Origin of the sequence: Croceicoccus sp. Ery5, assembly GCF_020985325.1 — a bacterium.
In the GTDB taxonomy this organism is placed as follows: Bacteria; Pseudomonadota; Alphaproteobacteria; order Sphingomonadales; family Sphingomonadaceae; genus Croceicoccus.
Map to the genome: position 1 here is coordinate 857,864 of NZ_CP087587.1, position 24,337 is coordinate 882,200.

20 protein-coding genes and 1 tRNA gene are annotated in these 24,337 nt (G+C 65.2%); 14 read left to right on the plus strand and 7 right to left on the minus strand.

What is annotated here, in order from left to right:
- Positions 1-89 precede the first annotated feature (89 nt).
- Positions 90-1,592, plus strand: coding sequence for a M48 family metalloprotease (locus LOZ74_RS04110; protein ID WP_230293017.1), 1,503 nt, complete (start codon positions 90-92; stop codon positions 1,590-1,592).
- 129 nt (positions 1,593-1,721) lie between these two features.
- Here the strand turns inward: LOZ74_RS04110 and LOZ74_RS04115 are convergent, their stop codons facing one another.
- On the minus strand, positions 1,722-1,895 hold the full coding sequence (locus LOZ74_RS04115) for a Flp family type IVb pilin (protein ID WP_230293018.1): 174 nt from the start codon (positions 1,893-1,895) through the stop codon (positions 1,722-1,724).
- Positions 1,896-2,034: 139 nt separating this feature from the next.
- A complete protein-coding gene (locus LOZ74_RS04120; protein WP_230293019.1) occupies positions 2,035-2,226 on the minus strand; it encodes a Flp family type IVb pilin in 192 nt (63 codons plus the stop codon).
- Between the two features lie 140 nt (positions 2,227-2,366).
- Between LOZ74_RS04120 and LOZ74_RS04125 the strand changes: the two genes are divergently transcribed.
- Entirely contained in the window at positions 2,367-2,774 is a 408-nt protein-coding gene (locus tag LOZ74_RS04125) for a (deoxy)nucleoside triphosphate pyrophosphohydrolase (RefSeq protein ID WP_304505967.1), read from the plus strand.
- A gap of 157 nt (positions 2,775-2,931) precedes the next feature.
- Here the strand turns inward: LOZ74_RS04125 and LOZ74_RS04130 are convergent.
- Positions 2,932-3,008, minus strand: a tRNA-Arg gene (locus LOZ74_RS04130).
- 210 nt (positions 3,009-3,218) lie between these two features.
- Between LOZ74_RS04130 and LOZ74_RS04135 the strand changes: the two genes are divergently transcribed.
- The 4 genes from LOZ74_RS04135 to LOZ74_RS04150 all read left to right on the plus strand — a co-directional run bounded on the left by LOZ74_RS04135 (position 3,219) and on the right by LOZ74_RS04150 (position 6,810).
- Positions 3,219-3,884, plus strand: a complete 666-nt coding sequence (locus tag LOZ74_RS04135; protein WP_230293812.1) for a cytochrome b/b6 domain-containing protein — start codon at positions 3,219-3,221, stop codon at positions 3,882-3,884.
- Entirely contained in the window at positions 3,874-4,632 is a 759-nt protein-coding gene (locus LOZ74_RS04140; RefSeq protein ID WP_230293020.1) for a molybdopterin-binding protein, read from the plus strand. Before LOZ74_RS04135 ends, LOZ74_RS04140 begins: the two co-directional genes overlap by 11 nt.
- An 84-nt stretch (positions 4,633-4,716) precedes the next feature.
- Positions 4,717-5,202: a hemerythrin domain-containing protein gene (locus tag LOZ74_RS04145; protein WP_230293021.1), complete on the plus strand. Its 486-nt coding sequence runs from the start codon at positions 4,717-4,719 to the stop codon at positions 5,200-5,202.
- A gap of 42 nt (positions 5,203-5,244) precedes the next feature.
- On the plus strand, positions 5,245-6,810 hold the full coding sequence (locus tag LOZ74_RS04150) for a phospholipase D-like domain-containing protein (RefSeq protein ID WP_230293022.1): 1,566 nt from the start codon (positions 5,245-5,247) through the stop codon (positions 6,808-6,810).
- 6 nt (positions 6,811-6,816) lie between these two features.
- On the opposite strand, the gene LOZ74_RS04155 is transcribed toward LOZ74_RS04150, so the two are convergent.
- Both LOZ74_RS04155 and LOZ74_RS04160 read right to left on the minus strand, forming a co-directional pair.
- On the minus strand, positions 6,817-8,166 hold the full coding sequence (locus LOZ74_RS04155; RefSeq protein WP_230293023.1) for a DUF4010 domain-containing protein: 1,350 nt from the start codon (positions 8,164-8,166) through the stop codon (positions 6,817-6,819).
- A 134-nt stretch (positions 8,167-8,300) separates the two neighbouring features.
- Positions 8,301-8,780 (minus strand): peroxiredoxin, encoded by a 480-nt coding sequence (locus tag LOZ74_RS04160; RefSeq protein WP_230281707.1) that lies wholly within the window; start codon positions 8,778-8,780, stop codon positions 8,301-8,303.
- Positions 8,781-9,040: 260 nt separating this feature from the next.
- On the opposite strand from LOZ74_RS04160, the gene LOZ74_RS04165 reads away from it, so the two are divergent.
- Positions 9,041-9,508, plus strand: coding sequence for an S-adenosyl-L-homocysteine hydrolase (locus tag LOZ74_RS04165; RefSeq protein WP_230293024.1), 468 nt, complete (start codon positions 9,041-9,043; stop codon positions 9,506-9,508).
- A 267-nt stretch (positions 9,509-9,775) separates the two neighbouring features.
- Positions 9,776-11,191: an adenosylhomocysteinase gene (ahcY, locus tag LOZ74_RS04170; RefSeq protein ID WP_230293025.1), complete on the plus strand. Its 1,416-nt coding sequence runs from the start codon at positions 9,776-9,778 to the stop codon at positions 11,189-11,191.
- 84 nt (positions 11,192-11,275) lie between these two features.
- On the opposite strand, the gene LOZ74_RS04175 is transcribed toward ahcY, so the two are convergent.
- On the minus strand, positions 11,276-12,343 hold the full coding sequence (locus tag LOZ74_RS04175; RefSeq protein WP_230293026.1) for an acyltransferase: 1,068 nt from the start codon (positions 12,341-12,343) through the stop codon (positions 11,276-11,278).
- Between the two features lie 49 nt (positions 12,344-12,392).
- Positions 12,393-13,034, minus strand: coding sequence for a DUF2238 domain-containing protein (locus tag LOZ74_RS04180; protein WP_230293027.1), 642 nt, complete (start codon positions 13,032-13,034; stop codon positions 12,393-12,395).
- Between the two features lie 196 nt (positions 13,035-13,230).
- Between LOZ74_RS04180 and LOZ74_RS04185 the strand changes: the two genes are divergently transcribed.
- From LOZ74_RS04185 to addA, 6 genes are read left to right on the plus strand one after another with little or no spacing between them, the layout of a single operon-like run.
- Positions 13,231-15,555: a PAS domain-containing sensor histidine kinase gene (locus LOZ74_RS04185; RefSeq protein ID WP_230293028.1), complete on the plus strand. Its 2,325-nt coding sequence runs from the start codon at positions 13,231-13,233 to the stop codon at positions 15,553-15,555.
- A gap of 13 nt (positions 15,556-15,568) precedes the next feature.
- The gene (gene tsaE, locus LOZ74_RS04190; protein WP_230281703.1) at positions 15,569-16,021 is read left to right on the plus strand and encodes a tRNA (adenosine(37)-N6)-threonylcarbamoyltransferase complex ATPase subunit type 1 TsaE; all 453 of its coding nucleotides are present in this window, start codon (positions 15,569-15,571) and stop codon (positions 16,019-16,021) included.
- Positions 16,018-17,046, plus strand: coding sequence for an aminoglycoside phosphotransferase family protein (locus LOZ74_RS04195; RefSeq protein ID WP_230293029.1), 1,029 nt, complete (start codon positions 16,018-16,020; stop codon positions 17,044-17,046). The genes tsaE and LOZ74_RS04195 overlap by 4 nt, the downstream gene beginning before the upstream one ends.
- Before the next feature lie 5 nt (positions 17,047-17,051).
- Positions 17,052-17,789, plus strand: a complete 738-nt coding sequence (locus LOZ74_RS04200; RefSeq protein ID WP_230293030.1) for a nucleotidyltransferase family protein — start codon at positions 17,052-17,054, stop codon at positions 17,787-17,789.
- Between the two features lie 2 nt (positions 17,790-17,791).
- On the plus strand, positions 17,792-20,824 hold the full coding sequence (addB, locus tag LOZ74_RS04205) for a double-strand break repair protein AddB (RefSeq protein WP_230293031.1): 3,033 nt from the start codon (positions 17,792-17,794) through the stop codon (positions 20,822-20,824).
- Positions 20,821-24,303 carry a double-strand break repair helicase AddA gene (addA, locus tag LOZ74_RS04210; protein WP_230293032.1) on the plus strand — a complete coding sequence of 1,161 codons (3,483 nt, stop codon included), beginning with the start codon at positions 20,821-20,823 and terminating at the stop codon, positions 24,301-24,303. The genes addB and addA overlap by 4 nt, the downstream gene beginning before the upstream one ends.
- Positions 24,304-24,337: the final 34 nt, after the last annotated feature.

The following is a 24,337-nucleotide window of genomic DNA, read 5'->3' on the forward strand; positions in this document are numbered from 1 at the left end:
GTTTTACCCGTCATGGGGACTTCGGCGCTGCCCGACGCGGGCGGCGCCGATTGCGCCTGTCAGGATGCCAATCGAGGGAGCCGATGCCGATGAACCGCCGCCATTTCCGCCCGTTTTCGCGTAAAACGGGCATAGCCATCGCTTCGGTCAGTGCGCTGGCCATTGGGCTAACCGCATGCGTCGGGGCGACCACCGCGCCGGTAACGCCGGGGCAGGCGGGCGCGATTACCGCGCAGGAACAGCAGATCGGGCGCGAGGCGCATCCCCAGTTCCTTGCCCAGTTCGGCGGTGCCTATACCGGTACGCAGTCCAATTATGTCGAGCGCGTGGGCAAGAATATCGCCGCGCAATCCGGCCTCGCCAGCGCGCGCGATGCCTATACGGTGACGCTGCTGAACAGCCCGGTGAACAATGCTTTCGCGATTCCCGGCGGCTATATCTATACCACGCGCCAGCTGGTCGCGCTGATGGATAACGAGGCGGAGCTGGCAGGCGTGCTGGGGCACGAGGTTGGCCATGTCGCCGCGCGCCATTCGCAGCAGCGGCAACAGGCGGCGCAGCAGAACAGCATTCTGGGCGTGCTGGGTGCGGTTGTGTCCAGCGTTCTGCTGGGCGATTCGCAACTGGGACAGCTGGGTCAGGAACTGGCGATGCAGGGGTCCCAGCTGTTGACCCTGAAATATTCGCGCAGTCAGGAATTGCAGGCTGACGATCTTGGCATCGCCTATCTGTCGAGCGCGGGTTACGATCCGACCGCGATGGCGACCGTTCTGGAAAGTCTGGCGCAGCAAAATACGCTGGACGCACAGCTGATGGGCAGTTCGAATCAGGTGCCCGAATGGGCCAGCACCCACCCCGATCCCGCCAGCCGCGTGCGCGGCGCGTATCAGGATGCGCAGGGCAAGCCCGGCACCGTGACCAATCGCGACATGTTCCTGACCGCGATCGACGGCATGTTATATGGCGACGATCCCAAGCAGGGCATCGTCGACGGGGCGAATTTCATTCATCCCGAACTGCGCTTCGCGTTCAAGGCACCCAGCGGTTTCTTCCTTGTGAACGGCACGCAGGCCGTGTCGATCAGCGGGCAGTCGGGCAAGGGGCAACTGGCCGGTCGCCCCTATTCGGGTAATATGGACAGCTATATCAGCGGCGTGTTCGGAGAGCTTACGGGCGAGGGGCAGGCAAAGATTCAGCCTGCGCAAATCCAGCGCACCACGGTGAACGGCATTCCCGCCGCCTATGGCACCGCGCGCGCCAATACGGGTAACGGATCGGTCGATGTGACCGTGTTCGCCTATGAATTTTCCAAATCGCAGGCCTTCCACTTCGTGACGATCACGCAGGCGGGCGGGGCGAGTGTGTTCAACCCGATGTATTCGTCGATGCGCCGCATTTCGGCCAGCGAGGCATCGGCCGTGAAGCCGCGCCGGATCGATGTCGTGACTGTCAAATCGGGCGACACGGTGCAGGGTCTGGCGAATCGCATGGCTTATGACAATGCGAAGCTGGAGCGGTTTCTGGTGCTGAATTCGCTGACGCAGAATTCGGTGCTGCAGCCGGGGCAGAAGGTGAAGCTGGTCGTTTATTGAGTTTGCGGGCCCGGAGCGGACAGCGCAGAAGGCGTGGAACGCACGGACGCCGTAAAATCCCGATGCCCAAACGACAAAGGGGTGGCAGTTTCCTGCCACCCCTCCGCTCAGTAACGGAAGAACCGTTAATTAGGCGGTCGCGTCAGCCAGGCTGCTGTCGACTTCGCCGAAGGTGTTCGAGAGCGAACCGCCCAGCGAGGTCAGCGCGGTGATGCAAGCAACGGCGATCAGAGCAGCGATCAGGCCGTATTCGATTGCAGTCGCGCCGGATTCGTCGTTGAGGATTTCGTTGAAAAGCTTCATGGTCATTCTCCTGGTCAAATAAAGTACTTCAATTCACCAGCTCTTTCCGTATTTGGCGGAAGTCCTCACGAATTCCGGTGCCCCCAAAGTCTGGATCAAGCCCACTCTTCCTAGAATAAGATCCTGAATTATTCGTAAATTACGAACCTGCCGCTTGAGTTTGTGCATCCAGGGTCTTGCTAGAAACGGTCATCCACATGGTGATGGTCGAACCGGCAAAAGCGTTCATCGCGCTCATCGCGGCAATCGCGACCAGAGCGGCAATCAGGCCATATTCGATGGCCGTTGCACCCTGTTCGTCTTGCAGCATCTGTTGAACGATGTTCGTCATTGCTAATCGGGCCTCCTCATGTGGTCCGATCATCAAAATCACGTGCAGAAATTAAGATTTGGTTGATGCGGGGGCACGAGTTGAAAAAGGGGCCGACAGATCGGAGTGAAATTGCGGCCGAAAGCGCGGTGTTGCCGCCGATGCTGGTCGTCGCGGGCGCGCTGATCGACGATGCGAACCGCGTGCTGATGCACCGGCGACCTGCCGGTAAGCACTTGGAAGGATTGTGGGAATTTCCCGGCGGCAAGGTCGAGCCAGGCGAAACGCCGCCTGCCGCGCTCGCCCGCGAACTGGCCGAGGAGCTGGGTGTAACAATTTCGGACAGCGCATTTTCGCCGCGCGGATTTGCGCATGAAACACGCGATTTTTCACCGCCGGAACCGGCGCGCGGCATTGTATTGCTTCTTTACAGCTGCCGAATCTGGACCGGAAAACCCGCTCCGCTGGAAGGCGGCGGGCTGGGCTGGTTCGCGATTCCCGAGATCGATTCGCTGGATCTGGCGCCGCTGGACCGGATTTTGCTGGGGCAGTTGAAGGCAGGATTGTGATGGGCGTGGTGCAGGCGGCGGCGCGCGGAAGTATTGGCCGCCGCTTCGCTCTGGCCGTCTCCGGCGCTTTCGCGCCTTCGACTCCGAACAGTTCGAACCTGCCGTGACCTGAAAAACAAAACACCCGGCCCCTCTGGTGAGGAGCCGGGTGTTTTGTTGGCGCGCCCGGAAGGATTCGAACCTCCGACCACCTGATTCGTAGTCAGGTACTCTATCCAGCTGAGCTACGGGCGCGCTCTGGAGGGCGGCCAATAGGGCGGGCTTTGAACCTTGGCAACCCCTTGTGTGGCTCTTTTTGCGCGAGATGCGAAAAAAGCTGCGCGGGCCCACGGTGACGCAACGATCCGATCCCGCTAGGCTGCGTTCGGGCAATCGCCTGCGACCTGTTGGGAGAAGGATGTGAGCCAGAGCGAATCGCCGCAGCGCATCTATCGGCACCGGATCATGACGCGGCTGTGGCACTGGGTGAACGTGCTGGCGGTTTTCGTGCTGATCGGCAGCGGGTTGATGATATCGAACGCGCATCCGCATCTGTACTGGGGGCAGTTCGGGGCGAATTTCGATCCGGCATGGCTGCATCCGCCGCGCTTTCCCGGCTGGATCACGATTCCCAGCGAGTATAACCTTGCCATGGCGCGGCGCTGGCACCTGACCTTTGCGCTGCTGTTCGCGTTCAATCTGGCTGTGTTCATGATCGCCAGCCTGCTGAACGGACATATCCTGCGCGACCTGCGCATCCGCGCTGCCGACATCGCGCCGCGGCATTTGTGGGCCGATATCAGGGCGCATCTGCGGCTGCGCTTTCACGATCCCGAACGGCCCGCCGCCTACAATATATTGCAGAAGCTGGCCTATGTTTCGGTGATCTTCGTCGCGCTGCCCCTGCTGGTGCTGACCGGCCTGACGCTTTCGCCCGCGATGAATGCGGCATGGCCCTGGCTGCTCGATATATTCGGCGGGCGGCAATCGGCGCGCTCGATCCATTTCATCGCCTGCTGGGCGGTCATGGTCTTTATCGTCGTTCACCTGCTGCTGGTGTTGCTGGCGGGGCCGGTGAACGAAATCCGGTCCATGATCACGGGCCGCTGGAGAATTCCCGATGCGCATTGATCCCAAATTCACCCGCCGCGCGCTGATCGGCGGGCTGGCCGGATCGGCGCTGGCCGGATGCGACGCGTTTCAGGACAGCGGCGCGGGCCGCGCGCTATTGTTCAGCGGGGAAAAGGCGCATCAGGCGCTGCAACGCACGATCATGGACCGGAACGCGCTGGCCCGCGAATATGCCGAGAGCGAGATGTCGCCCGTGTTCCGCGCCAATGGCACGCGCGATCCCGATACGGCGGATTACAACGCCATGGCCGCGAACGGTTTTGCCGATTGGGTGCTGACCATCGGCGGGTTGGTCGAACGCCCGATGGCGCTGTCGCTGGCCGAAATCCGCAACATGCCCGCCCGCACCCAGATCACGCGCCACGACTGCGTGGAGGGGTGGAGCGCCATCGGCAAATGGCATGGCCCGCCATTGTCGCTGCTTTTGAAAGCCGCGGGGCTGAAGACGCAGGCGCGCTATGCGCTGTTTCGCTGCGCCGACCTCTATCGCGGGACGCCCTATTACGAATCGATCGATCTGATCGATGCGTTCCACCCGCAAACCATTCTGGCATGGGCCATGAACGATGCGTTGCTGCCCGTCGCCAATGGCGCGCCCTTGCGGCTGCGTGTGGAACGGCAGCTGGGGTACAAGCACGCCAAATATGTGCAGGCGATCGAGATCGTCGATTCGCTGGCCCCCATCGGCGGCGGCAAGGGCGGATATTGGGAGGACCGCGTGGGGTATGACTGGTATGCGGGGATCTGACGGGGGCCGTCCGCGGCCGTTTCGGAACCCAATCGCGCCTTTACCTGTTGATCGGGCAAACACCCATTCAACAGGAGCCGCATAATGGCCGACAAGATTTTTGACCGTCTGATCGAAGATCACGACAAGCATCGCCAATTGCTGAAGCAGATCGCCGAGACGCATGGCGACAGCGAGGACCGGCGCGCATTGCTGGAGACTTTGACCAAGGAGTTGAAAGCCCATGCCGCGGCCGAGGAAATGGCGCTCTATTCCACTACGCTGCGCAAGCCGCCCACGAATGACGAGACGCGCCATTCGGTCGCCGAGCATCACGAGATCGAGGAAATGCTGAACGATCTGGCCGCCACCGATATGAGCAGCAGCGCATGGCTGGCCAAGTTCGACAAGCTGGCGCATCGCTATACGCATCATATCGACGAGGAAGAGGAAGAGCATTTCCCCGATTTCGGCAATTACCTGACCGAGGCCGACAAGGCGCATATGCGCAAGATATTCGACGAGCATAAGGCCGAGGAATGCGAGGAGGCCGAGGTAACCCCTGTCGCCATGGCCGACGCGAAAGAGTAGGCACCGACAATATCCCACCCGCATCGACCGCCGGAGGTGCGCTTGACCAGTGACAATGACGAGAGGGACGGCCCCGAAAGAACGGAGCCTGCCCCTCTTTGGCCGCCCGAGGACGAACCCGGTCCTGCCGATCCCGAAAGCGAGGAGCGCGGGGTCTGGCGTTACGAACATTGCACGCGTGCCACGCTGGTCGTCGATGCGGCGGATTATTTCCTGCTGATCCAGCAGGCGATGCTGCGCGCGCAGCGGCGCATCATGCTGATCGGGTGGGATTTCGATACGCGCATCGCGCTGGGGCGCGGGCGCGGGTGGATGAATATCTTCAAACGCCGCCACCCGCCGCGCAGGCTGGGCGCGTTCATCGTCTGGCTGACCAAGCAGAACAAGGATCTGAAGATCCGCGTGCTGAAATGGAATTTCGCGGCGGTGAAGATGTTTTTCCGCGGGTCGATGATCATCGATCTGTGGCGCTGGTTCAAGAACCGGCGGATCACGTTCAAATTCGATGCCGCCCATCCGGTCGGATGCAGCCACCACCAGAAAATCGTGATCATCGACGACCGCTTTGCCGTGTGCGGCGGGATCGACATGACTGCCGAACGCTGGGACACGCGCGCGCATCGCGACGGGGAGAGGCTGCGCCGCGCGCCGGGCGGCAAACGCTATATGCCGTGGCATGATGTGACCATGATGGTGGAGGGCGAGGTCGCGGGCGCTCTGGACGAGTTGGGGCGCAATCGCTGGCACATAGCGGGTGGCGAAGACATTCCGCCGTTGCCGCACCAGCCCGAAAGCGCGTGGCCGCCCGAGTTAAAGCCGCAGTTCACCGATATCGAAATCGGCATCGCCCGCACCCGCGCCGAGTGGAAGGACCACAAGGAGATCGCGGAGATCGAGACCTTGTTCCTCGACATGATCCGCAAGGCGCAGCGCTTTATCTATGCCGAAAACCAGTATTTCGCGTCGCGCCGGATTACCGAAGTCATCGCGCAGCGGATGGGCGAACCCGATCCGCCCGAAGTCGTGCTGATCAATCCCCTGTTCGCCGATGGCTGGCTGGAACAGGAAGCGATGGATACCGCGCGCCAGCGTCTGGTGGAAACCATCGGCCGCGTCGACAAGCAGAACCGTTTTCGCATCTATGTTCCGCATACCGATGGTGACAGCCCGATCTATGTCCATGCCAAGCTGACCATTGTCGACGACATGATGTTGAAAGTGGGGTCGGCCAATATGAACAACCGCTCGCTGGGGCTGGACAGCGAATGCGACCTGTTCATCGATGCGAACCGCCCCGCGAACGCGGGCTGCGACGAACAGATCCGCCGCATACGCCATTCGCTGCTGGGCGAACATATCGGGCTGGAGGCGGAAGAGGTGGGGCCGCTGATCGAACGCTATGGATCGATGCATGCGCTGATCGACCGGCATCCCCAGCCGGGCCGCCGTTTGAAACCGCTGCCCATGCGCGAGTTGAACGGGCTGCAAAAGCGCATGGCGGACGAGGAATGGCTGGACCCCGAGGACCCGTCGGATTTCTTCGAGCCTATCGTCGGCGCGAAGAGCAGACGGCCCGCGCTGTTCCGCCGGTTACGGGCCCCGGTCTAGCGCGGCCTAGACGAACAGCATCAGCGCGCGCAGGGCAAGCGTGACGGTCAGGATCAGCGTGCTGGCCAGCAATGCCAGGCCTGCCGTGCGGCCGGCCTTTCCGGCGGTCACGAATGTGATGCCGGTCTTGAATGCCATGTTCACCGCGACCGTGCCCGATAGCGCCAGTGCCGCAACCGCCAGCGCGATCGCGCCTGCGGGCAGGGCGGAAAAGGCGACGATGGCCGCGTCCACATCGAAACTGCCCGCTATGAACAGCGATACCGCCGCGCCGCTTTGCCCGAATTCGGCCTGCGCCCATCGCACCAGCAATGTCGCCGCCGCCATCGCCAGCAGGAAGCCCAGCGCGGGGAGCAGTTCGAACGGTCGCGCGGTCAGCTTCGTCGGTTCGCCCGCAGACGGGGCGCTACCCTGCGCTCCCCCGGCCTGCGCTGCCTCGGCTTCTACCGGCCCGATCCGCGCCGCGCGTTCCCTGCGCCAGACGAGCCATGCCAGCGCGAATGTCGCCGCGCCCGCCGGGGCCAGCAGCGATGCGACGGGCAAGGCGGCTGACGGGGCCAGCACGGCAGCCAGCACGGTGACGCGCATATACATGACTGCGCTTGCCAGCACGATGCCGGTGCCGAAACTGCCGCCCCCGCCGTTTGCGCGCAATTGCGTCGCCAGCGCGGCGGTCACGGCAGTGGAGGAATAGGCACCCCCGATCAGCGCCATCACGATGGTGCCGCGCTGCTGCCCGATCACGCGATTGGCGACATAGCCCGCGACGGAAAAACCCGTGACCAGCAAAGCCACTAGCCACAGGCGGAACGGGTTCCACGCGTCATAGGGGCCAAAGCCGCGATCGGGCAGAAAGGGCAGCACGGCCAGCGCGATCACCGCGAAACGCGCGATGGCGCGCACTTCCGTCTCGGTCAGTTCGCGCAGCAGTCCGTGCATCGGCCTGCGCGCAGCCAGCAGCAGCACCGTGACCGACGCGCCCGCCAGCGCCAGCGCCGCCAGTCCCGCGCCCGCCAGCAGGCCCAGCCCCAGCACTACCATGGCGGCGATCATGGTGGTCGCGTCGCGCTCTATCCGTGTCTGACGCGGCCACAGGAACCCGCCGACCTGCATCGCGCCCAGCGCGACCAGCAGGATCGCGGCGAGCACCGGCGACAGCGCCGCCGAACACAGCGCGACCAGTCCGCCGCCCGCGCCGATCAGGGTAAAAGTGCGCACCCCCGCGACACGCGCGCCCTCTGCCTCGTCGCGCTGGCGCCAGCCGCGTTCGATCCCCACCAGCAGGCCGCAGGCCATCGCGGCCAGCAGATGCATGGCCATATCCCATTGCAGGGCCCAGTCGTTCGCGCCGTCCATGCCGCCTGCATAGCGGCCCGCGCGCCTTTGCGGAATGGCCCCGCGCGCCGGTGCGACACGGTTTAATCGCCCGCAAAAGAGGGCGCCTCCTTTGCCGGAAGCGCCCTTTCTTTAATATCAGCCGTTCGATGAGATCAGAGCTGGCCGAGCATATATTCCGCCGTCGATTTCTCGAACGCGCCGGGATCTTCGACATTCAGTTCGGTGACGGTGCCATCGTCGACCACCATCGACCAGCGCTGTCCGCGCTGGCCAAGGCCAAAGCCCGAACCGTCCATCGTCAGGCCCAGCGCCTGTGCGAAATCGCCATTGCCGTCGGCCAGCATGGTGACATCCGCGCTGCCGTCACGCTCGTTCCATGCGCCCATGACAAAGGGATCGTTGACCGCGGTGCAGGCGATCTCGTCGATTCCCTTGGCCTTCAGCTCGTCCGCCTTTTCGACGAATCCGGGCAGGTGCTTGGCCGAACAGGTTGGGGTGAAAGCGCCGGGGACGGAGAACAGGGCCACTTTCTTGCCGGCGAAATATTCGCCCGACTGAACCTTTTCCGGGCCATCGGCGGTGGGCTTGATCAGCGTGATATCGGGCAGCTTCTGGCCTTGCTGGATGGTCATATTCTGGGGTCCTTCTTTCCCGTGTCCCGCGCTTTGCCGCGCGTCAGGCCGAGACATAGGGTTAAAGCGCCAAGGTGCAAGAAGCGGCATGCGCCATGTTCGCGTGCCAGCCAGTCCGCCCGCGCGATCGCCTGCACCGGCGCATCGGCGCTTTATGGTAAAAACCGGTTTACCGCACGGGTTTAAGTTTGCGTAAACGCTTTGCGCGATCCTGCCGCCATGGGCCGAGGGGTGGTCCGGGCAAATGGGGTTCGTGCACAATGGGGACTTTCGGAAAAATCGCCGCGGCCGCTTCGGCAGCCGCCATGCTGGTCGCCGCTCCGGCGACGGCTGCCACGCAGGCAGAGGTTTCGCAGGCGGAAAGCCTGCGCAAGCTGGACATCATGCTGATGGTCACCTCGCTGCGCTGCCGTAAGGGCGCGTTCGATTTTCAGGCGGATTACAATGAATTCTCGGCCAAGCGTCTGCCGATCATGAAATCGGCCTATGCGACGCTGAAATCGGGCCATGTGGCGCGGCTGGGCGAGCGCGGGGCCAAGCGCGAGATGGACAAGATCAGCGTGGGCATGGCGAACCAGTACGGGCTGGGCCATCCCTGGCTGGAATGCGACCAGTTGAAGCAGGTGACGCAGGACCTTGCGCATAATGGCGGCCATGCCGAACTGCTGCTGGCGGCGGAGCATCTCCTGGCTCCTGCCCGTCCGGCGCAATTCGCCATGGTGGACTGACAGCTGCTTTTCCATCCCCCGCGCAAACGGGGGCCCTTTCCCCGGTGAAGGGGGCGCGCGCAGGAAGGCGATCCATTCCACCTTCCTGCCGGGAAAGGCCGGAGCATCGCGCTCCGGCCTTTTTCGTGCGTGCCGGCCGGAATGGCGGAGCGATATAAAGAAAGCTTTATATTTGCCCTAACGCGGCTGTCCCTGTAGAGCGGCTTGCACAAGCAGGGGCGCATCGCGCCACCATTGACCAAAGCCCGAAGATCAGGAGCACCCGCCGTGGCCACCGTCGCTGAAAAGGATTATGTCATCGCCGATCTGTCGCTTGCCGATTATGGCCGCGACGAGATTGCCATTGCCGAAACCGAAATGCCGGGCCTGATGGCGCTGCGCGAGGAATATGGCGCAGCCCAGCCGCTGAAGGGCGCGCGCATCACCGGTTCGCTGCACATGACGATCCAGACCGCCGTTCTGATCGAGACGCTGACCGCGCTGGGCGCAAAGGTCCGCTGGGCGACCTGCAATATCTTCTCGACGCAGGACCACGCCGCCGCCGCCATCGCGGCCAGCGACATTCCCGTCTTCGCGGTAAAGGGCGAAAGCCTTGCCGAATACTGGGATTATGTCGGCCGCATCTTCGACTGGGGCGCCACCGACGGCAGCGGCGAGACGGCGAACATGATCCTAGACGATGGCGGCGATGCCACCATGTTCGCGCTGTGGGGTGCGCGTCTGGACGCGGGTGAGACCATGCCCGATCCCGAAAACGCCGAAGAGATCGAGATGCAGCGCGCGCTGAAGGCCTTCGTCGCCAAGCATCCGGGCTATCTGATGAAGACCGTCGCCAATATCCGCGGCGTGTCCGAAGAAACCACCACCGGCGTCCACCGCCTTTATCACATCGCCAAGAACGGCAAGCTGCCGTTCCCCGCGATCAATGTGAACGACAGCGTCACCAAGTCGAAGTTCGACAATCTGTATGGCTGCAAAGAATCGCTGGTCGACGCGATCCGCCGCGCGACCGACGTGATGCTGGCCGGCAAGGTCGCCTGCGTCGCCGGTTTCGGCGATGTCGGCAAGGGTTCGGCGGATTCGCTGCGTAATGGCGGCGCCCGCGTGATGGTGACCGAGGTCGATCCGATCTGCGCCCTGCAGGCCGCGATGGAAGGCTATGAAGTCGTCACCATGGACGAGGCTGTGCAGCGCTGCGACATCTTCGTCACTGCCACCGGCAACGAAGGCGTGATCACCGGCGCCCATATGGAAGCCATGAAGAACATGGCGATCGTGTGCAATATCGGCCACTTCGACAGCGAGATCCAGATTTCGGCACTCGACAATTACGAATGGAAGGAAGTGAAGCCGGGCACCGATCTCGTCACCTTCCCTGACGGCAAGCAGATCATCGTCCTGGCCAAGGGTCGTCTGGTGAACCTGGGCTGCGCCACCGGTCACCCCAGCTTTGTCATGTCGTCGTCGTTCACCAACCAGACGCTGGCGCAGATCGAACTGTTCACCAAGGCGGACCAGTATGACAATTCGGTCCATATCCTTCCCAAGCACCTCGACGAAAAGGTCGCGGCGCTTCACCTCGACAAGCTGGGCGTGAAGCTGACCAAGCTGTCGCAGCGTCAGGCCGATTACATCGGCGTGCCGGTCGAAGGGCCGTTCAAGCCCGAGCATTACCGTTACTGATCGCGGGCAACCCTCGATCCGGTCAAGCGGCCGCCTCCACCATGGAGGTGGCCGTTTTCGTTCGGGGCGCGGCGGTCCGGCCGGCTACATCCCGCCAGCGGGTGCGCTCTTGCGCCGCAGATGGATCGCCTGACGCAGCCAGCGGCTCATCGGTTTTTCGATCATCAGATGGACCGCGACACCGGTGACGATCACGCCCGCATAGGCGACCGGCACCAGCGACAGACGTGCTGCCGGCGTCAGCAGGCCCGATGTATCGGCCAGCTTGGTCATGGCCTGTGTGACGAAGGGATGGGTCAGATAGATCGCATAGCTGGCATCGCCCAGCAGCAGTACCCACCGCCCGCGTACGATCGTCCCCTGTCGTTCCAGCATCAGCACACCGGTTACCACCAAGGCCGCAGGTATGCCGGTATAGATCGCGCGGTCGAGCGTCGGCTGCGCAAAGGGGAGACCGATCAGCAGCGCCATGCCGCCCGCGACCATGGCCACCGCGAGCAGGCGCGGCGTGCGGGTCCATATCGCCGCGTGGCGCGGGGCGAGAAAAGCCGCGCCGATCCCCATGCCGAACACGAATTCCAGCAGGATCGGCGCCGTGTAAAAGCGCGCCACCGGATCGGCGAAATCGGCCGATGCCCGCAGTATCGCACCCAAAATCACCAGCGCGACGAAGAACAGCGCCACCGCCACCAGCCCGCGCCCCTTCCACGTCAGCCCGATGCCGAGGAACAGATAGAAAAACATCTCGTAATTCAGCGTCCAGCCGAGGAACAGGATCGGCTCCACCGCGCCATTCGCCTTTACATAGGGAATGAAGGCGAGCGATTTTGCCAGAAAATCGAGGCGCGGCTCGGTACTGGACAGCAGCGACGGGGCGGCCAGCGCGATGGCAAAGACCGCCAGCGTGATCAGCCAGTAAAGCGGCACGATGCGGATGACGCGGTTCAGCAGGAAATTGCCGGTGCTGGGCCAGCTTTGCCCGGTCGTATAGACCATGATGAAGCCGCTGATCACGAAGAACAGATCGACCCCGCCGCCGCCGAACATAATATGGCGCGGCTCTATCCCGACGGGCGCCAGCAACAGTTCAAGATGAACGATGACGACCAGCAGGGCGGCCAGAGCGCGGAGCGCCTGAATATTTGCGATCATGCCGGTCCCCGCTCTCTCGCGCCGAAGTATGAGCGGCGGCGTGTTGGGGTCAATGGCAATATAGGGGGGGCTGAATACGGTCGATCTGCCGGTCATGCAGCCGCGTCAGCAGGGCAAGAGCGCTTATTGCGCCGATCAGGCAGGTCAGCATGTCCCATTGCGTGTCCCACGGATCGCCCTGCGTGCCCAGAAACTCTTCCGCGCCTTGGCCAAGCATCATCGCGGCGGCGAATTCGATCAGCTCGTAAAAGGCGCTGACGGCAAGGCAGCAGGCCAGCACCACCACCGCCAGCAATGCGCCCCGCGCCAGGCCGCCCAGCCGGACCAGCAATTCGCGCAACACGATGGCGGGGATGAATCCCTGCATGAAATGGCCCAGCCGGTCATAGGGATTGCGGTCGAGCGCCAGCCAGTCCTGCACCGCGAAACCCGCAGGCACGCGCGCATAGCTATAGGCGCCGCCCAGCATCAGGATCAGCCCGTGCAGCCCGATCAGCACCAGTGCCAGCGTGGTCAGGCGAAAGCGCGGCGCGGCAGCGGGCGACATGCTCCACCACAGGACCGGCAGGGCGATCAGCGCGGGGGCGACTTCCATCCACCAGGTCAGCCGGTCGTGCGGGTGCCAGCCCGATGCGGCCAGCCCCGCGATCCATGCGAGGGTCAGGGCGACCAGTGCAAATCTTCCCGTCATGTCGATGCGTTACCCACCCCTTGCGTTCCCTCGTCGCGATCGCCTGATCGCCACTAGGCGCGGGGCATCGCAATGGCCAGCCGTATCGAACCTGCCGAATCCAACTGGCCCAATCCAACCGGCCCCATCGAAGCTGCGGCGCATAAGCGCGCTTAACGCGATTGCCCTTGCGCCCCAGCTGTCCTAGCCCATCGCCATGAATGCAACGACCGCTGCCGAAGGGTTTACACTGGGACTGCCCGCCTTGCTGCTGATCGGCCTGTTGCTGGCCGCGTGGACGGCGGCGGCAGGCTGGGCCCTGGTGGTATCGCAGCGCAAGTTCCGCCGCGCGCGACGCGACCGCAAGGCGAATCTGCGCCTGTCGCGCATGATCGACGAATCGCCCGCCCTGCCGCTGCTGGTGCGGTCGAACGGGCGGATAGAGGCATCGGAACGGCTGGCGGCGTGGTTCGGCTGTGCCAGCCTGCCGCAACATCTGCACGGGCTGGCGGGTCCGGAATCGGGCCTGCCGGTGGAAGAAGCCGAAGCCCTGTGGGAAGCGGTCGAAAAGACGCGGTCCTCCGCGGCGCCCTTGCGCATGATGCTGCATCCCGGCGGGCGCAACCATGCGCTGTCCGTTATCGGGCATCTGGCCGATCCGCAGGTCGCGGGCGGCGGGGCGGTGATGCTGTGGGTGTTCGACGCCAGCGACAGTGCAGAGGAAATCGCGCGCCTGTCGGCGGAAGCGGAACGGTCGCGCCACGACTTCCACGCTCTGGTCGGATTGATCGAGGCTGCACCCGTGCCGATGTGGTTCCGCGATACCGACGGAAGGCTGCGGCTGGTCAATTCCGCCTATGTCGCCGCGGTCGGGGCCGAAAGCGCGGAAGAAGTCGTGTCGGGCGGGATCGAGCTGGTCGAAACGGTCGACGGGGTGACCGCGACCGAAGTGGCCGAACAGGCCAAATCGTCGCAGCAGGCAGTGGAACGGCAGGCGATGATCACCATCGACGGCGAACGCCGTGCCTTTCGCGTGTCGGACCTGCCGGTTGGCGATGACGGCGTCGCGGGCTATGCCGTGGATGTCGAGGATCTGCAGCTGCTGGAGCGCGAATATCGCGCCTTTCGCAATGCGCAGCGCGCGTTGCTGGACCAGATGAGCAGCGGCGTGGCGCAGTTCGATCATCTGCGGCAGCTGGTTTTCACCAATCTGCCGATGCAGCGCATCTTCCGCCTGCCGCCCAATATCGGACAGGAAGCGCTGCCCGTGGGACGCGTGTTCGACATGATGCGCAATGCGGGCCGCCTGCCCGAAGTGCGCGACTTCCCCGCATGGCGCGCCGAGCACGAGGGCTGGTTCACCGCCAGCGAGGTGAAGGACGAGGAATGGGTGCTGGCCGACGGCACCCATTTGCGCGTGGTGGCACAGCCCATGCCCGACGGCGGGCTGGTGATGATCGTCGAGGACCGGACCGAACAGCTGAAACTGGCCAGCGCGCGCGACACGCTGCTGCGCACGCGCACGGCCACTTTCGACAATCTGTTCGAAGGGCTGGTCGTGCTGGCCCCCGATGGCCGCCTGCAAATCTGGAACCGCCGTTTCGCGGGCGAATGGGACCTGCGCGAAGGGATGCTGGCAGGCCACCCCCATATCGATGCGCTGCTCGACGCGATGGGGCCGTTGCTGAAGGACAGGGCCGATACGCGCCGCATCCGCGCACTGGTCGAAAGCGCGACCTTGCAGCGCCAGCCCGCGACGGGGCGCGTCAATCTGGCCGACGGGCGCACGCTGGCATTGATGGGCGTGCCTCTGCCTGACGGGAACGGCATGCTGACCAGCCTCGACATTACCGATTCCCAAAAGGCCGAGGCCGCGCTGATCGAGCGGAACGAGGCTTTGGTCGAGGCCGATGCGGTCAAGACCCGCTTCCTTGCGAATATGAGCTATGAATTCCGCACGCCGCTGACCTCTATCGCGGGTTTTGCCGAAATGCTGCGCGAGGGCGTGGCGGGCGAGATGAGCGAAACCGGCCGCGAATATGTGAACGCGATCCTCGATTCCACGGCCCGCCTGTCGCAGCAGATCGAGGCAGTGCTGGACCTGACCCAAAGCGAGGCGGGGCTGATGCCGCTGGCCGAGGAGGACGTCGAGCTGATGCCGCTGGTGACGGCATTGGTGCAGGACCGCGTCAAGTCGATCGAGGCAGCCGATATCAGCTTCAACCTGCGCGGCGACCGGTCCTCGGGTATGGTCAAGGGGGACGAGCGGCAGTTGGCGCGCGCCATTGGCAATCTGGTCGACAATGCGATCGCGTCCTCTCCGCGCGGGGGGCGGATCAATATGGATTTGCGCCGCCGCCGCGAAGGGGTGGCCGTGATCATCACCCACGATAATGCGCAGGAAGGCGTATCGGGCAGCGCGGACACCAATGCGGGGCTGAACCTGCCGCTGGCGCGCGAGCTGATCGAGGCGCACAAGGGCAGCCTCGACTATGCGCAGGACGCGCGCGGGCGGGTCGTGGTGACGATCAACCTGCCATGATCGCCGGAGTGTCATGAACGAAACCCGCCACCCGCTGCCCGACCTTTCCGCGACCGCGGCTTTCGGCAAACGCATCGCGGCCCTGCTGCGCGCAGGCGATGTCGTGGCACTGAGCGGCGGTCTGGGCGCCGGCAAGACCACTCTGGCCCGCGCGATCATCGGCGCGCTGGGGCATGAGGGAGAGGTGCCCAGCCCGACCTTTGCCATCATCCAGACATATGATCCGCCGGATGTGTCGCTGCCGCTGGTCCATGCCGATTTCTACCGGTTGGAAGATCCGATGGAGGCCGAGGAGCTTGGCCTTGACGATTATCGCCACGATGCCGCGCTGATTGCCGAATGGCCCGAGATGGCGGGCGGGTTCGAATATGATCCGGCCTGCCTGCAAATCCACATCGAAACGGGTGAAGCAGGGCGGATCGCCATTGCCCGCGCGGGGGCCGATTGGCTAAGGCGCTGGGGATGAGCACGCCCGTATCCAGTTCCCGCCCGTTCCCCCCGCATGCGCGCGCGTTCCTCGACGCGGCGGGCTGGGGCGGGGCGGTGATCGAACCGCTGCCGGGCGATGCCTCTTTCCGACGCTATTTCCGCATTTTGCGCGGCGGGGACAGCGCCATGCTGATGGACGCGCCACCGCCGCACGAAGATCCGCGCCCTTTCCTGCGGGCGGCGCATTACCTTGCCGATCACGGCTTTCGCGCGCCCGCCATCCTGGCCGAGGATGCGGCGCAGGGTCTCGTCCTCCTCGAAGATTTCGGGCATCGGCGCATGCGCGACCATCTGGACGTGGCGGGCGATGACGAAGGCGCGGTCTATAAAGGGGCGGTCGATGTGCTGGCGCGGCTGGCCAAGGCGCCCGCGGGCCCGTTCGATCCCTATGACCTCAACACCTATCTGCGCGAGGCGAAGCTGTTCACCGAATGGTTCTGCGTCGCGCATGGCCTTGCCGTGGACGACGACGGGTTCGAGGCCGCGTGGCGCGAGGTGCTGGCCCCCGTGCTCGACACGCAGGCCGGTTTGCCCGGCGGCGGGGTGACGGTGCTGCGTGATTATCACGCCGAAAACGTCATGCTGCTGGACGGCCTGAACGAACAGGGTTTGACAGAACAGGGCCTGCTGGATTTTCAGGACGCGCTGGTCGGTCACCCTGCCTATGATCTTGTCTCGCTGCTGCAGGACGCGCGCCGCGATGTCGCGCCGGAACTGGAAGCTGAAATGCTGGACCATTATCGCGCGCAGACCGGCGCGGGCGAAAATTTCCTGTCGGATTACGCCATCCTCGGCGCGCAGCGGAATGCCAAGATCGTCGGCATTTTCGTCCGCCTGTCGCGCCGCGACGGCAAGCATCATTATCTTAACCTGATCCCGCGCGTCTGGGCGTTGATGGAGCGCGATCTGGCGCATCCCGCGCTGGAACCGGTGGCGCGCTGGATGGAAGCGAATATTCCCGGCCACCTCCGCTCGGCCGGCGGCGCAACGCAAGAGGCGTAAGGTTCATGGCAAGCAGCAAGCCCCCGCTGGTTTCCGATGTGGCGATGGTGATGGCCGCAGGGCTGGGCAAGCGCATGCGCCCGCTGACCGCCAGCCGCCCCAAGCCGATGGTCAAGGTCGCGGGAAAGCCGCTGCTGGACCATGCGCTGGACAAGATTGCCGATGCGGGCATCGCGCGCGTCGTGGTGAACGTGCATTACCTGCCCGACCATATCGAGGGGCACATGCATTTGCGCAGCCGCCCGCAGGTCACGATTTCGGACGAGCGCGAACAATTGCTGGAAACCGGCGGCGGGCTGGTCAAGGCATGGCCGCTGATCGATGCCGATCCGTTCTTCTGCCTGAATTCCGATGCGATGTGGCTGGACGGGCCGGTCGACGTGTTCCACGAATTGTCGGCCGCATGGGACGCGGAGCGGATGGACGCCCTGTTGCTGATGGTGCCGCACAAGCGGGCGCATAATTATCGCGGCAAGGGCGATTTCCACCTTGACCCGCATGGCCGGATCTCGCGCCGCAAATCGGGCCGCGTCGCCCCCTATGTGTTCACCGGCATCCAGCTGGTATCGAAAGCATTGCTGCGCGATCCGCCGGCAGAGGCGAAATTCTCGACCAATATATTCTGGAACCGCGCGATAGAGGACGGACGCCTGTATGGCGTGGTCCATCAGGGCGACTGGATCGAGATCGGCGAACCGCAGCATATCGCGCCCGCAGAGGCCCTGTTCTCCGACACGCTCTAATCGTGGGTTCGCAGCAGCTCTCGATCTATTCCATTGCCGCCCATCGCGGCTTTGCCGATGCGCTCGCAGCGGGGCTGGTGCCGCGTTATCACCAGGATGGCTATGGCCTTGCGCGGCTGACCCTGCTGCTGCCCGGCCGCCGCGCGATCCGCACCATGACCGAGGCGTTTACGCGCCTGATGGGCGACGAAGGCCGGACCGGCCTGTTGCTGCCGCGCATGGCGGTGATCGGCGATATCGATCTGGACGAGACTTTGGGCCCGCTGCTCGACCCCATCGGGGAAGGGGCCGACATTCCCCCTGCCGCCGATCCCACGCGGCGCTGGTTGCGGCTGGCCGAATTGCTGAGCGCCGCGATGGAGCGGGCAGGGATGCAGATCCCCGTTGCCTCTGCCCTGTTGCGACAAGCGCGCGAGATCGGGCGCGCGATGGACCGGCTGCTGGTCGAAGGCATCGGGCCCGAGGAATTGCTGGGCGAGCGCGTGCTCGATATTGTGGGCGAGTTGTCGGAGCACTGGAAACAGAACCTGCATCTGTTTGCGACGGTGCAGGCATTATGGCTGGCCGAATTGCAGGAACGCGGCGAAACCGACACGCCCGCGCGCCGTAATGCGCTGTTCGACCATGCCGCCCGCCGCTGGCGCGAAACCCCTCCCGCCAGCCCGATTGTCGCGGCAGGGATCACCAGCGCCAGCCCCGCCATTGCCGGATTGCTGCGGGCGATTGCCGGATTGCCGAACGGGGCGGTGGTGCTGCCCGATCTCGACCTCTCGCTCGATGACGAGGTGTGGGACGCGCTGGGCCGCGCGGGTATCGGCGCCGAACCGGGCGATGCGCCGCTGGGCGCGGGCGATGCGGTGACCCACCCGCAATATCATTTAAAGCTGCTGCTGAACCGCATGGGCGTGGCACGCGGAGAGGTGCGCAACTGGCACCGCCGGGGCGCATCCGCCGCCCCGCCCGAGCGCAGCCGTGCGCTTTCCAGCCTGTTCCTGCCGCCAAAGGAAAGCGCAAGCTGGGTCGATCTGCCGCCCGAACGCCGCCGCCTGTCGGGGGTTCGGCTGATGGAAACGGCAAGGCCCGAGCATGAGGCGCAATCGATTGCCCTGCTGATCCGCGAGGCGCTGGAAACGCCCGAACGCCGCGTCGCGCTGGTCACGCCCGATCGCGGGCTGGCGGGGCGGGTGATCGCCCATCTGAAACGATGGAACATTCAGGCCGACGATTCGGCGGGCCGACCCATGCCGCACACCACGGCAGGGCGCATGGCGCTGTTGCTGGCCGAAATTCTGGCCACCCGCGCGTCGCCGGTGCCGCTGGTCGCGGCGCTGTCGCACCCGCTGGCGGGCGGCACGGGGGATGATCGCGGCACATGGCTGCGCAATCTGCGCCGGTTCGAGAAGCTGCTGCGCGGGCCGCGCATCGATACCGGCCTGATGCCGATCCGTGCCCAGTTGGAAAAACACGCCAGGGATCGCGGCAGCACGCGCCTGCTGGACTGGTGGGAAGCCTCGGTCGAGCCGGTGATCGAGCCGCTGGTCGCGCTGGGCGAGCACGAAGTGGTCGACATGGCCGAGGCTTTGTCCGCGATTGCGACAGCGGGCGAAGCGCTTTGCGACATGCGCATCTGGGCCGAGGCGGACGGGCGCGCATTGTCCGCGGCGCTGGAAACCCTGCGCAGCGCCGCGCGCGAGGTGCCGACCGCGCTGGCCCCTGCCGAGGTGTCGCTGGTGCTGCGCGATGCGATCGACACGATCTCGGTCCGGCCGCCCTATGGCGGGCACCCGCGCATCGCGATCTATGGCTTGATCGAGGCGCGGATGAGCCGCGCCGACCTTGTCATTTGCGGCGGGCTGACCGAAAACAGCTGGCCCCAGCCGCCTGCCCGCGATCCGCTGGTCGCGCCCGCCGTGATGCGCGCATTGGGCGTGCCGGGGGGCGATTTCCGCATCGGGCTTTCGGCGCATGACCTTGCCGCCGCGCTTGGCGCGCCGGAAGTGGTGCTGTCCTATGCGCGCAAGGACGCCAGCGGGCCCGCCATTGCCAGCCGCTTTGTGCTGCGCGTGCGCGCCATGCTGGGCGAATTGCTGGAAAAGCATATGGAGCGCGAGATACCGGCTCTGGCCGAACAGATGGATTTCGCCCAGCCGGTTCCGCCGCATCCGCAGCCCGAACCCATGCCCAGTGCGGTGCAGCGCAAGGTGGACATCAGCGCGACCGCATTGGACCGGCTGCGATCGGACCCGTACCAGTTCTATGCCTCGCACATCATGCGGCTGAAAGGGCTGGACAGCATCGACGAGGAGCCGACGCCCGCATGGCGCGGCAGCGCGGTGCACACGATCCTGGAGGATTGGTACAAGAAACACGATGCCGCCCCCGGCGCGCTGGTGCCGCTGGCGGAAGAGCGGCTGCGCGAATTGTCGGGCCATCCGTTCATGCGCGGGTTATGGCAGCCGCGCCTGCTGGCCGCACTGGAATGGCTGGATGCCGAAACGCAGGCCCTGCGCGCCGAGGGGCGCGAGATCGCGGTGGTGGAGCAATCTGGGCGCATTACCGTAAAGGGCGTGGAGATCAGCGCGCGGGCCGACCGGATCGACCGGCTGGCCAATGGCGATCTGGCGATTGTCGATTACAAGACGGGCCACCCGCCGCGCGCATCCGAAGTGGCGGCGGGATATGCGTTGCAGCTTGGCACGACGGGCGTGATCGCAGCGCATGAGGGGTTCGAGGGCTTGCGCGGCGAACCGACGCATTTCGAATACTGGTCGCTGGGCCGCGACCGCAAGACGGGCGAGTTCGGCTATCGCGACGAGCCGATACTGGAAGGCCGCAAGAAAAGCGGCATCCTGCGCGAGGCGTTCCTGACCGAGAGCGAACGGCTGCTGCACGACGCGCTCGACCGCTGGATCGTGGGGGAGGAGCCGTTTACGGCGCGCCTCAACCCCGATTTGCCCGGATATAATGATTACGATCAGCTGATGCGGCTGGACGAATGGCAGGGGCGCGGTTCGCCTGAGGGGGAAGCCGGATGAGCGGTCCCGCCAAGGTCTATCCGCTTGCCGGAAGCCAGCGCGAGGCGGTGAACCCCGCCGATACGGTCTGGCTGTCGGCCAGCGCGGGGACGGGCAAGACGCAGGTGCTGTCGGCCCGCGTGTTGCGCCTGCTGCTTCAGCCAGATGTCGAACCGTCGCAGATATTGTGCCTGACCTTTACCAAGGCGGGCGCGGCGGAGATGGCGAACCGCGTCAATGACGTGCTGGCCAGCTGGGTGCGCGCCGACCAGATCGACCTTGCCGCCGATCTGAAGGCGATTGGCGCCGATTTCGGCCCCGAGGATATCGCCCGCGCCCGCACGCGTTTTGCCGCCGTGCTCGATTGCCCCGGCGGCGGCCTCAGGATCGAGACGATCCATGCCTTCTCGCAATGGCTGCTTTCGGCCTTTCCGCTGGAGGCGGGGCTGGTCCCCGGCACGCGCCCGATGGAGGACCGCGACCGCGAATTGCTGCTGCGCGACACGCTGGCCGAATTGCTGATCCAGGCCGAGGAGCGGGGCGATACTTCGCTGACCGATGCGCTGGCGACCCTGTCGCTGCGGGCCGATCAGGGCGCAATCGAACGGTTCCTGATGGCCTGCGCCGAAGCGCGCGCGGCATGGGAAGGGACCGGAAGCTGGGTGCCGCCGCTGCTGCCGCGCGTCTATCGCCTGCTGGGGCTGAAGCCCGATCATTGCGAGGCGCATGTGGCAGCGCTGTGCGGGCCGGATGCGTTCGATTGCCGCGCGCTGGAAGCGGCCGAGTCGATGCTGCGCGACAAGGGCGGGAAAAAGGCGCTGGATGCGGCCGAACCCATCGCCGCGTGGCTGGCCAGCGATGCGGACAAGCGGCTTGAGACGCTCGACCACCTCTACAACGCGCTGTTCACGCAAAAGGGCGAGCCGCGCAAGCTGGTGAAGGACAGCTTTGCCTATGACGATGCAGTCGAAGCCGTGCGCGCATCCATCGACCGCGTTATCGCCTGCCGCGATCTGGGCGCATTGGCGCAGTGGCTGGCCCCCGCGCTGACGCTTGGCCGCGCATTCGCGCTGAAATGGGGTGAGGCGAAGGCGCGGGCGGGCCTGATCGATTTCGACGACCAGATCGCGGAGGCGGCGCGCCTGCTCAAACGGTCGGACATGGCCGACTGGATCCGGTACAAGCTGGACCGGCAATTCGACCATATCCTTGTCGACGAGGCGCAGGACACGAACAGCGCGCAATGGGATGTGATCGACGCGCTGACCGAGGAATTCTTCACTGGCGAAGGCGCGCGGGGCGATCGGTTGCGGACCCTGTTCGTGGTGGGCGATTACAAGCAGGCGATCTTCCGCTTTCAGGGCACCAGTCCCGAAAATTTCAAGCTGGCGCGCGACCGCGTGAAAGAACGGATGGCAGTCGCGATCGAGAACCTGTCCTTTACGCGCGGCGCGAAAGAGCATCGCCCTTTCCGCGAATATGGCCTTGCCCGCAGCTATCGCACCGCGCAGCCCGTTCTGGATTTCGTCGATGCCGCGATTGCTGAAATCGGGCCCGAGGCGCTGGGCCTTGCCGACGATCCGGGCGTGCATCTGGGCGAGAAGCGGCCCGGGCAGGTGGTGATGTGGCGCACGGTCGGCGATCCCGTCGGTCTGGATGACGAAGCTGACGAGGGTGAAGAGGGCTGGCTCTCGCGCCCCGACCGCCGCGTGGCGGAAAATATCGCGACCCAGATCCGCCACTGGATCGATGCGGGCTTTCCGCTGGTAAAGGGCGGCGAGCGGCTGGCGGGGCCGGGCGATGTGATGGTGCTTGTCCGCAAGCGCAAGGAACTGGCGGGGCTGATCGTCGCGCGGCTGCATGCCAAGGGCGTCGCGGTCGCGGGGGTGGACCGGCTGCGGCTGGGCGCGCCATTGGGGGTGCGCGACCTGATGGCGGCGATGCGCTTTGCCGCCCAGCCCGAGGATGATCTCTCGCTCGCCTGCCTGCTGGTATCGCCGATCTTCGGCTGGACGCAGGAAGAGCTGCTGGAACACGGCTGGCGCGAAAAGGGTGTCAGGCTCTATGACCGGCTGCGCCAGAGCACCGAAGCCCGCCCCCGTCAGGCGCTGGCCATGTTGAACGATCTGTTGCGGCTGGCCGACTACGATACGCCGCAGGCGCTGCTCCACTGGATGCTGGTGGGGCCGTGGCAGGCGCGGCGCAGGCTGGCGGCGCGGCTGGGCGGCGAAGTCAACGATCCCATAGACGAGATGCTGAATGCCGCGATGGCCTTCAGCGCCAGCCAGACGCCTAGCCTGACCGGTTTCATCCGCTGGTTCGAGGCAGGCGACGGCGAGCTGAAGCGCGAGGCCGACCAGCAGGGCGGGCTGGTCCGCGTGATGACGGTGCACGGGTCCAAGGGATTGCAGGCCCCCATCGTCATTCTGGCCGACGCCGCCGACGATCCCGATCTGGCGATGCCGCGCACGCTGGAACTGGCCGAGCCCTTGCCCGACATGGCGGGTTTCGCGCCGCGCACCATTCCGTTGCCCTCGCTGAAGAAATCCGAAAAACTCGGCCCCATCGCCGCGGCCGAGGAAGAGGCCGCACGCGAGGAGCGCGAGGAGCACTGGCGCTTGCTTTATGTCGCGATGACGCGGGCGGAGGAAGCGCTGTTCATCGCGGGCGCATTGCGGGCGAAAAAGACCGAGCCGCCCGCGAACAGCTGGTATGCGCGGCTGGCACCTCTGTTCGGGGACAGCGACGACTGGCTGGCCGATCCGGTGTGGGGCGGCGCGAAACGGCTGGGGCAGGGGGCACAGCGCACTCCCGGCATGCCCGCGGGCGCAAAGCAATCGGGTTTCGCCCTGCTGCCCGGCTGGGCGCTGGCACCGGCGGGCGCGGAACCCGCGCCGCCGCGTCCGCTTGCGCCATCGTCGCTGGGTGACCCGCATGAAGCGGCCGAGCCGCCGCTTGCCCCCATGGGCGGGATCGGCGTGGATGCGGCGCGGCGCGGCGTGCTGATCCACCGGCTGCTGGAACGCTTGCCCGAACTGGCGGGCGACCGCCGCGCCGACGCGGCCACGCGCTGGCTGGCGCGGCAGGCGGCGGATCTGTCCGACGAAACGCGCGCCGAAATGGTGCAGGCGGCGGTGCGCACGCTGAACGATCCGGCCTGCGCCGCGCTGTTCGCACCCGAGGCTTTGGCGGAAGTGTCGCTTTCCGCCACTGTCGGCACACGGGTGGTGGCGGGCACGGTCGACCGTCTGCATCTGGGCAATACACCTGCCGACCCGATCCGCATTGTCGATTTCAAGACCGCGCGCCGCCCGCCCGAACGCCTGGATCAGGTTCCGCCAGCCTATTTGCGCCAGATGGCTGCCTATGCCTGCGCGCTGGAAGCGATCCACCCCGCCCGCACGGTAGAGGCGTTGCTGCTTTATACCCATGCCCCGCGCATTTTCGCGATTCCGCCCGAAATTCTGGAGCGCGAGAAGGCCGCGTTAAGGGGGGGGTAGAATCCATTGCCCGCCCGCCGTTTGCGTCTGCGGC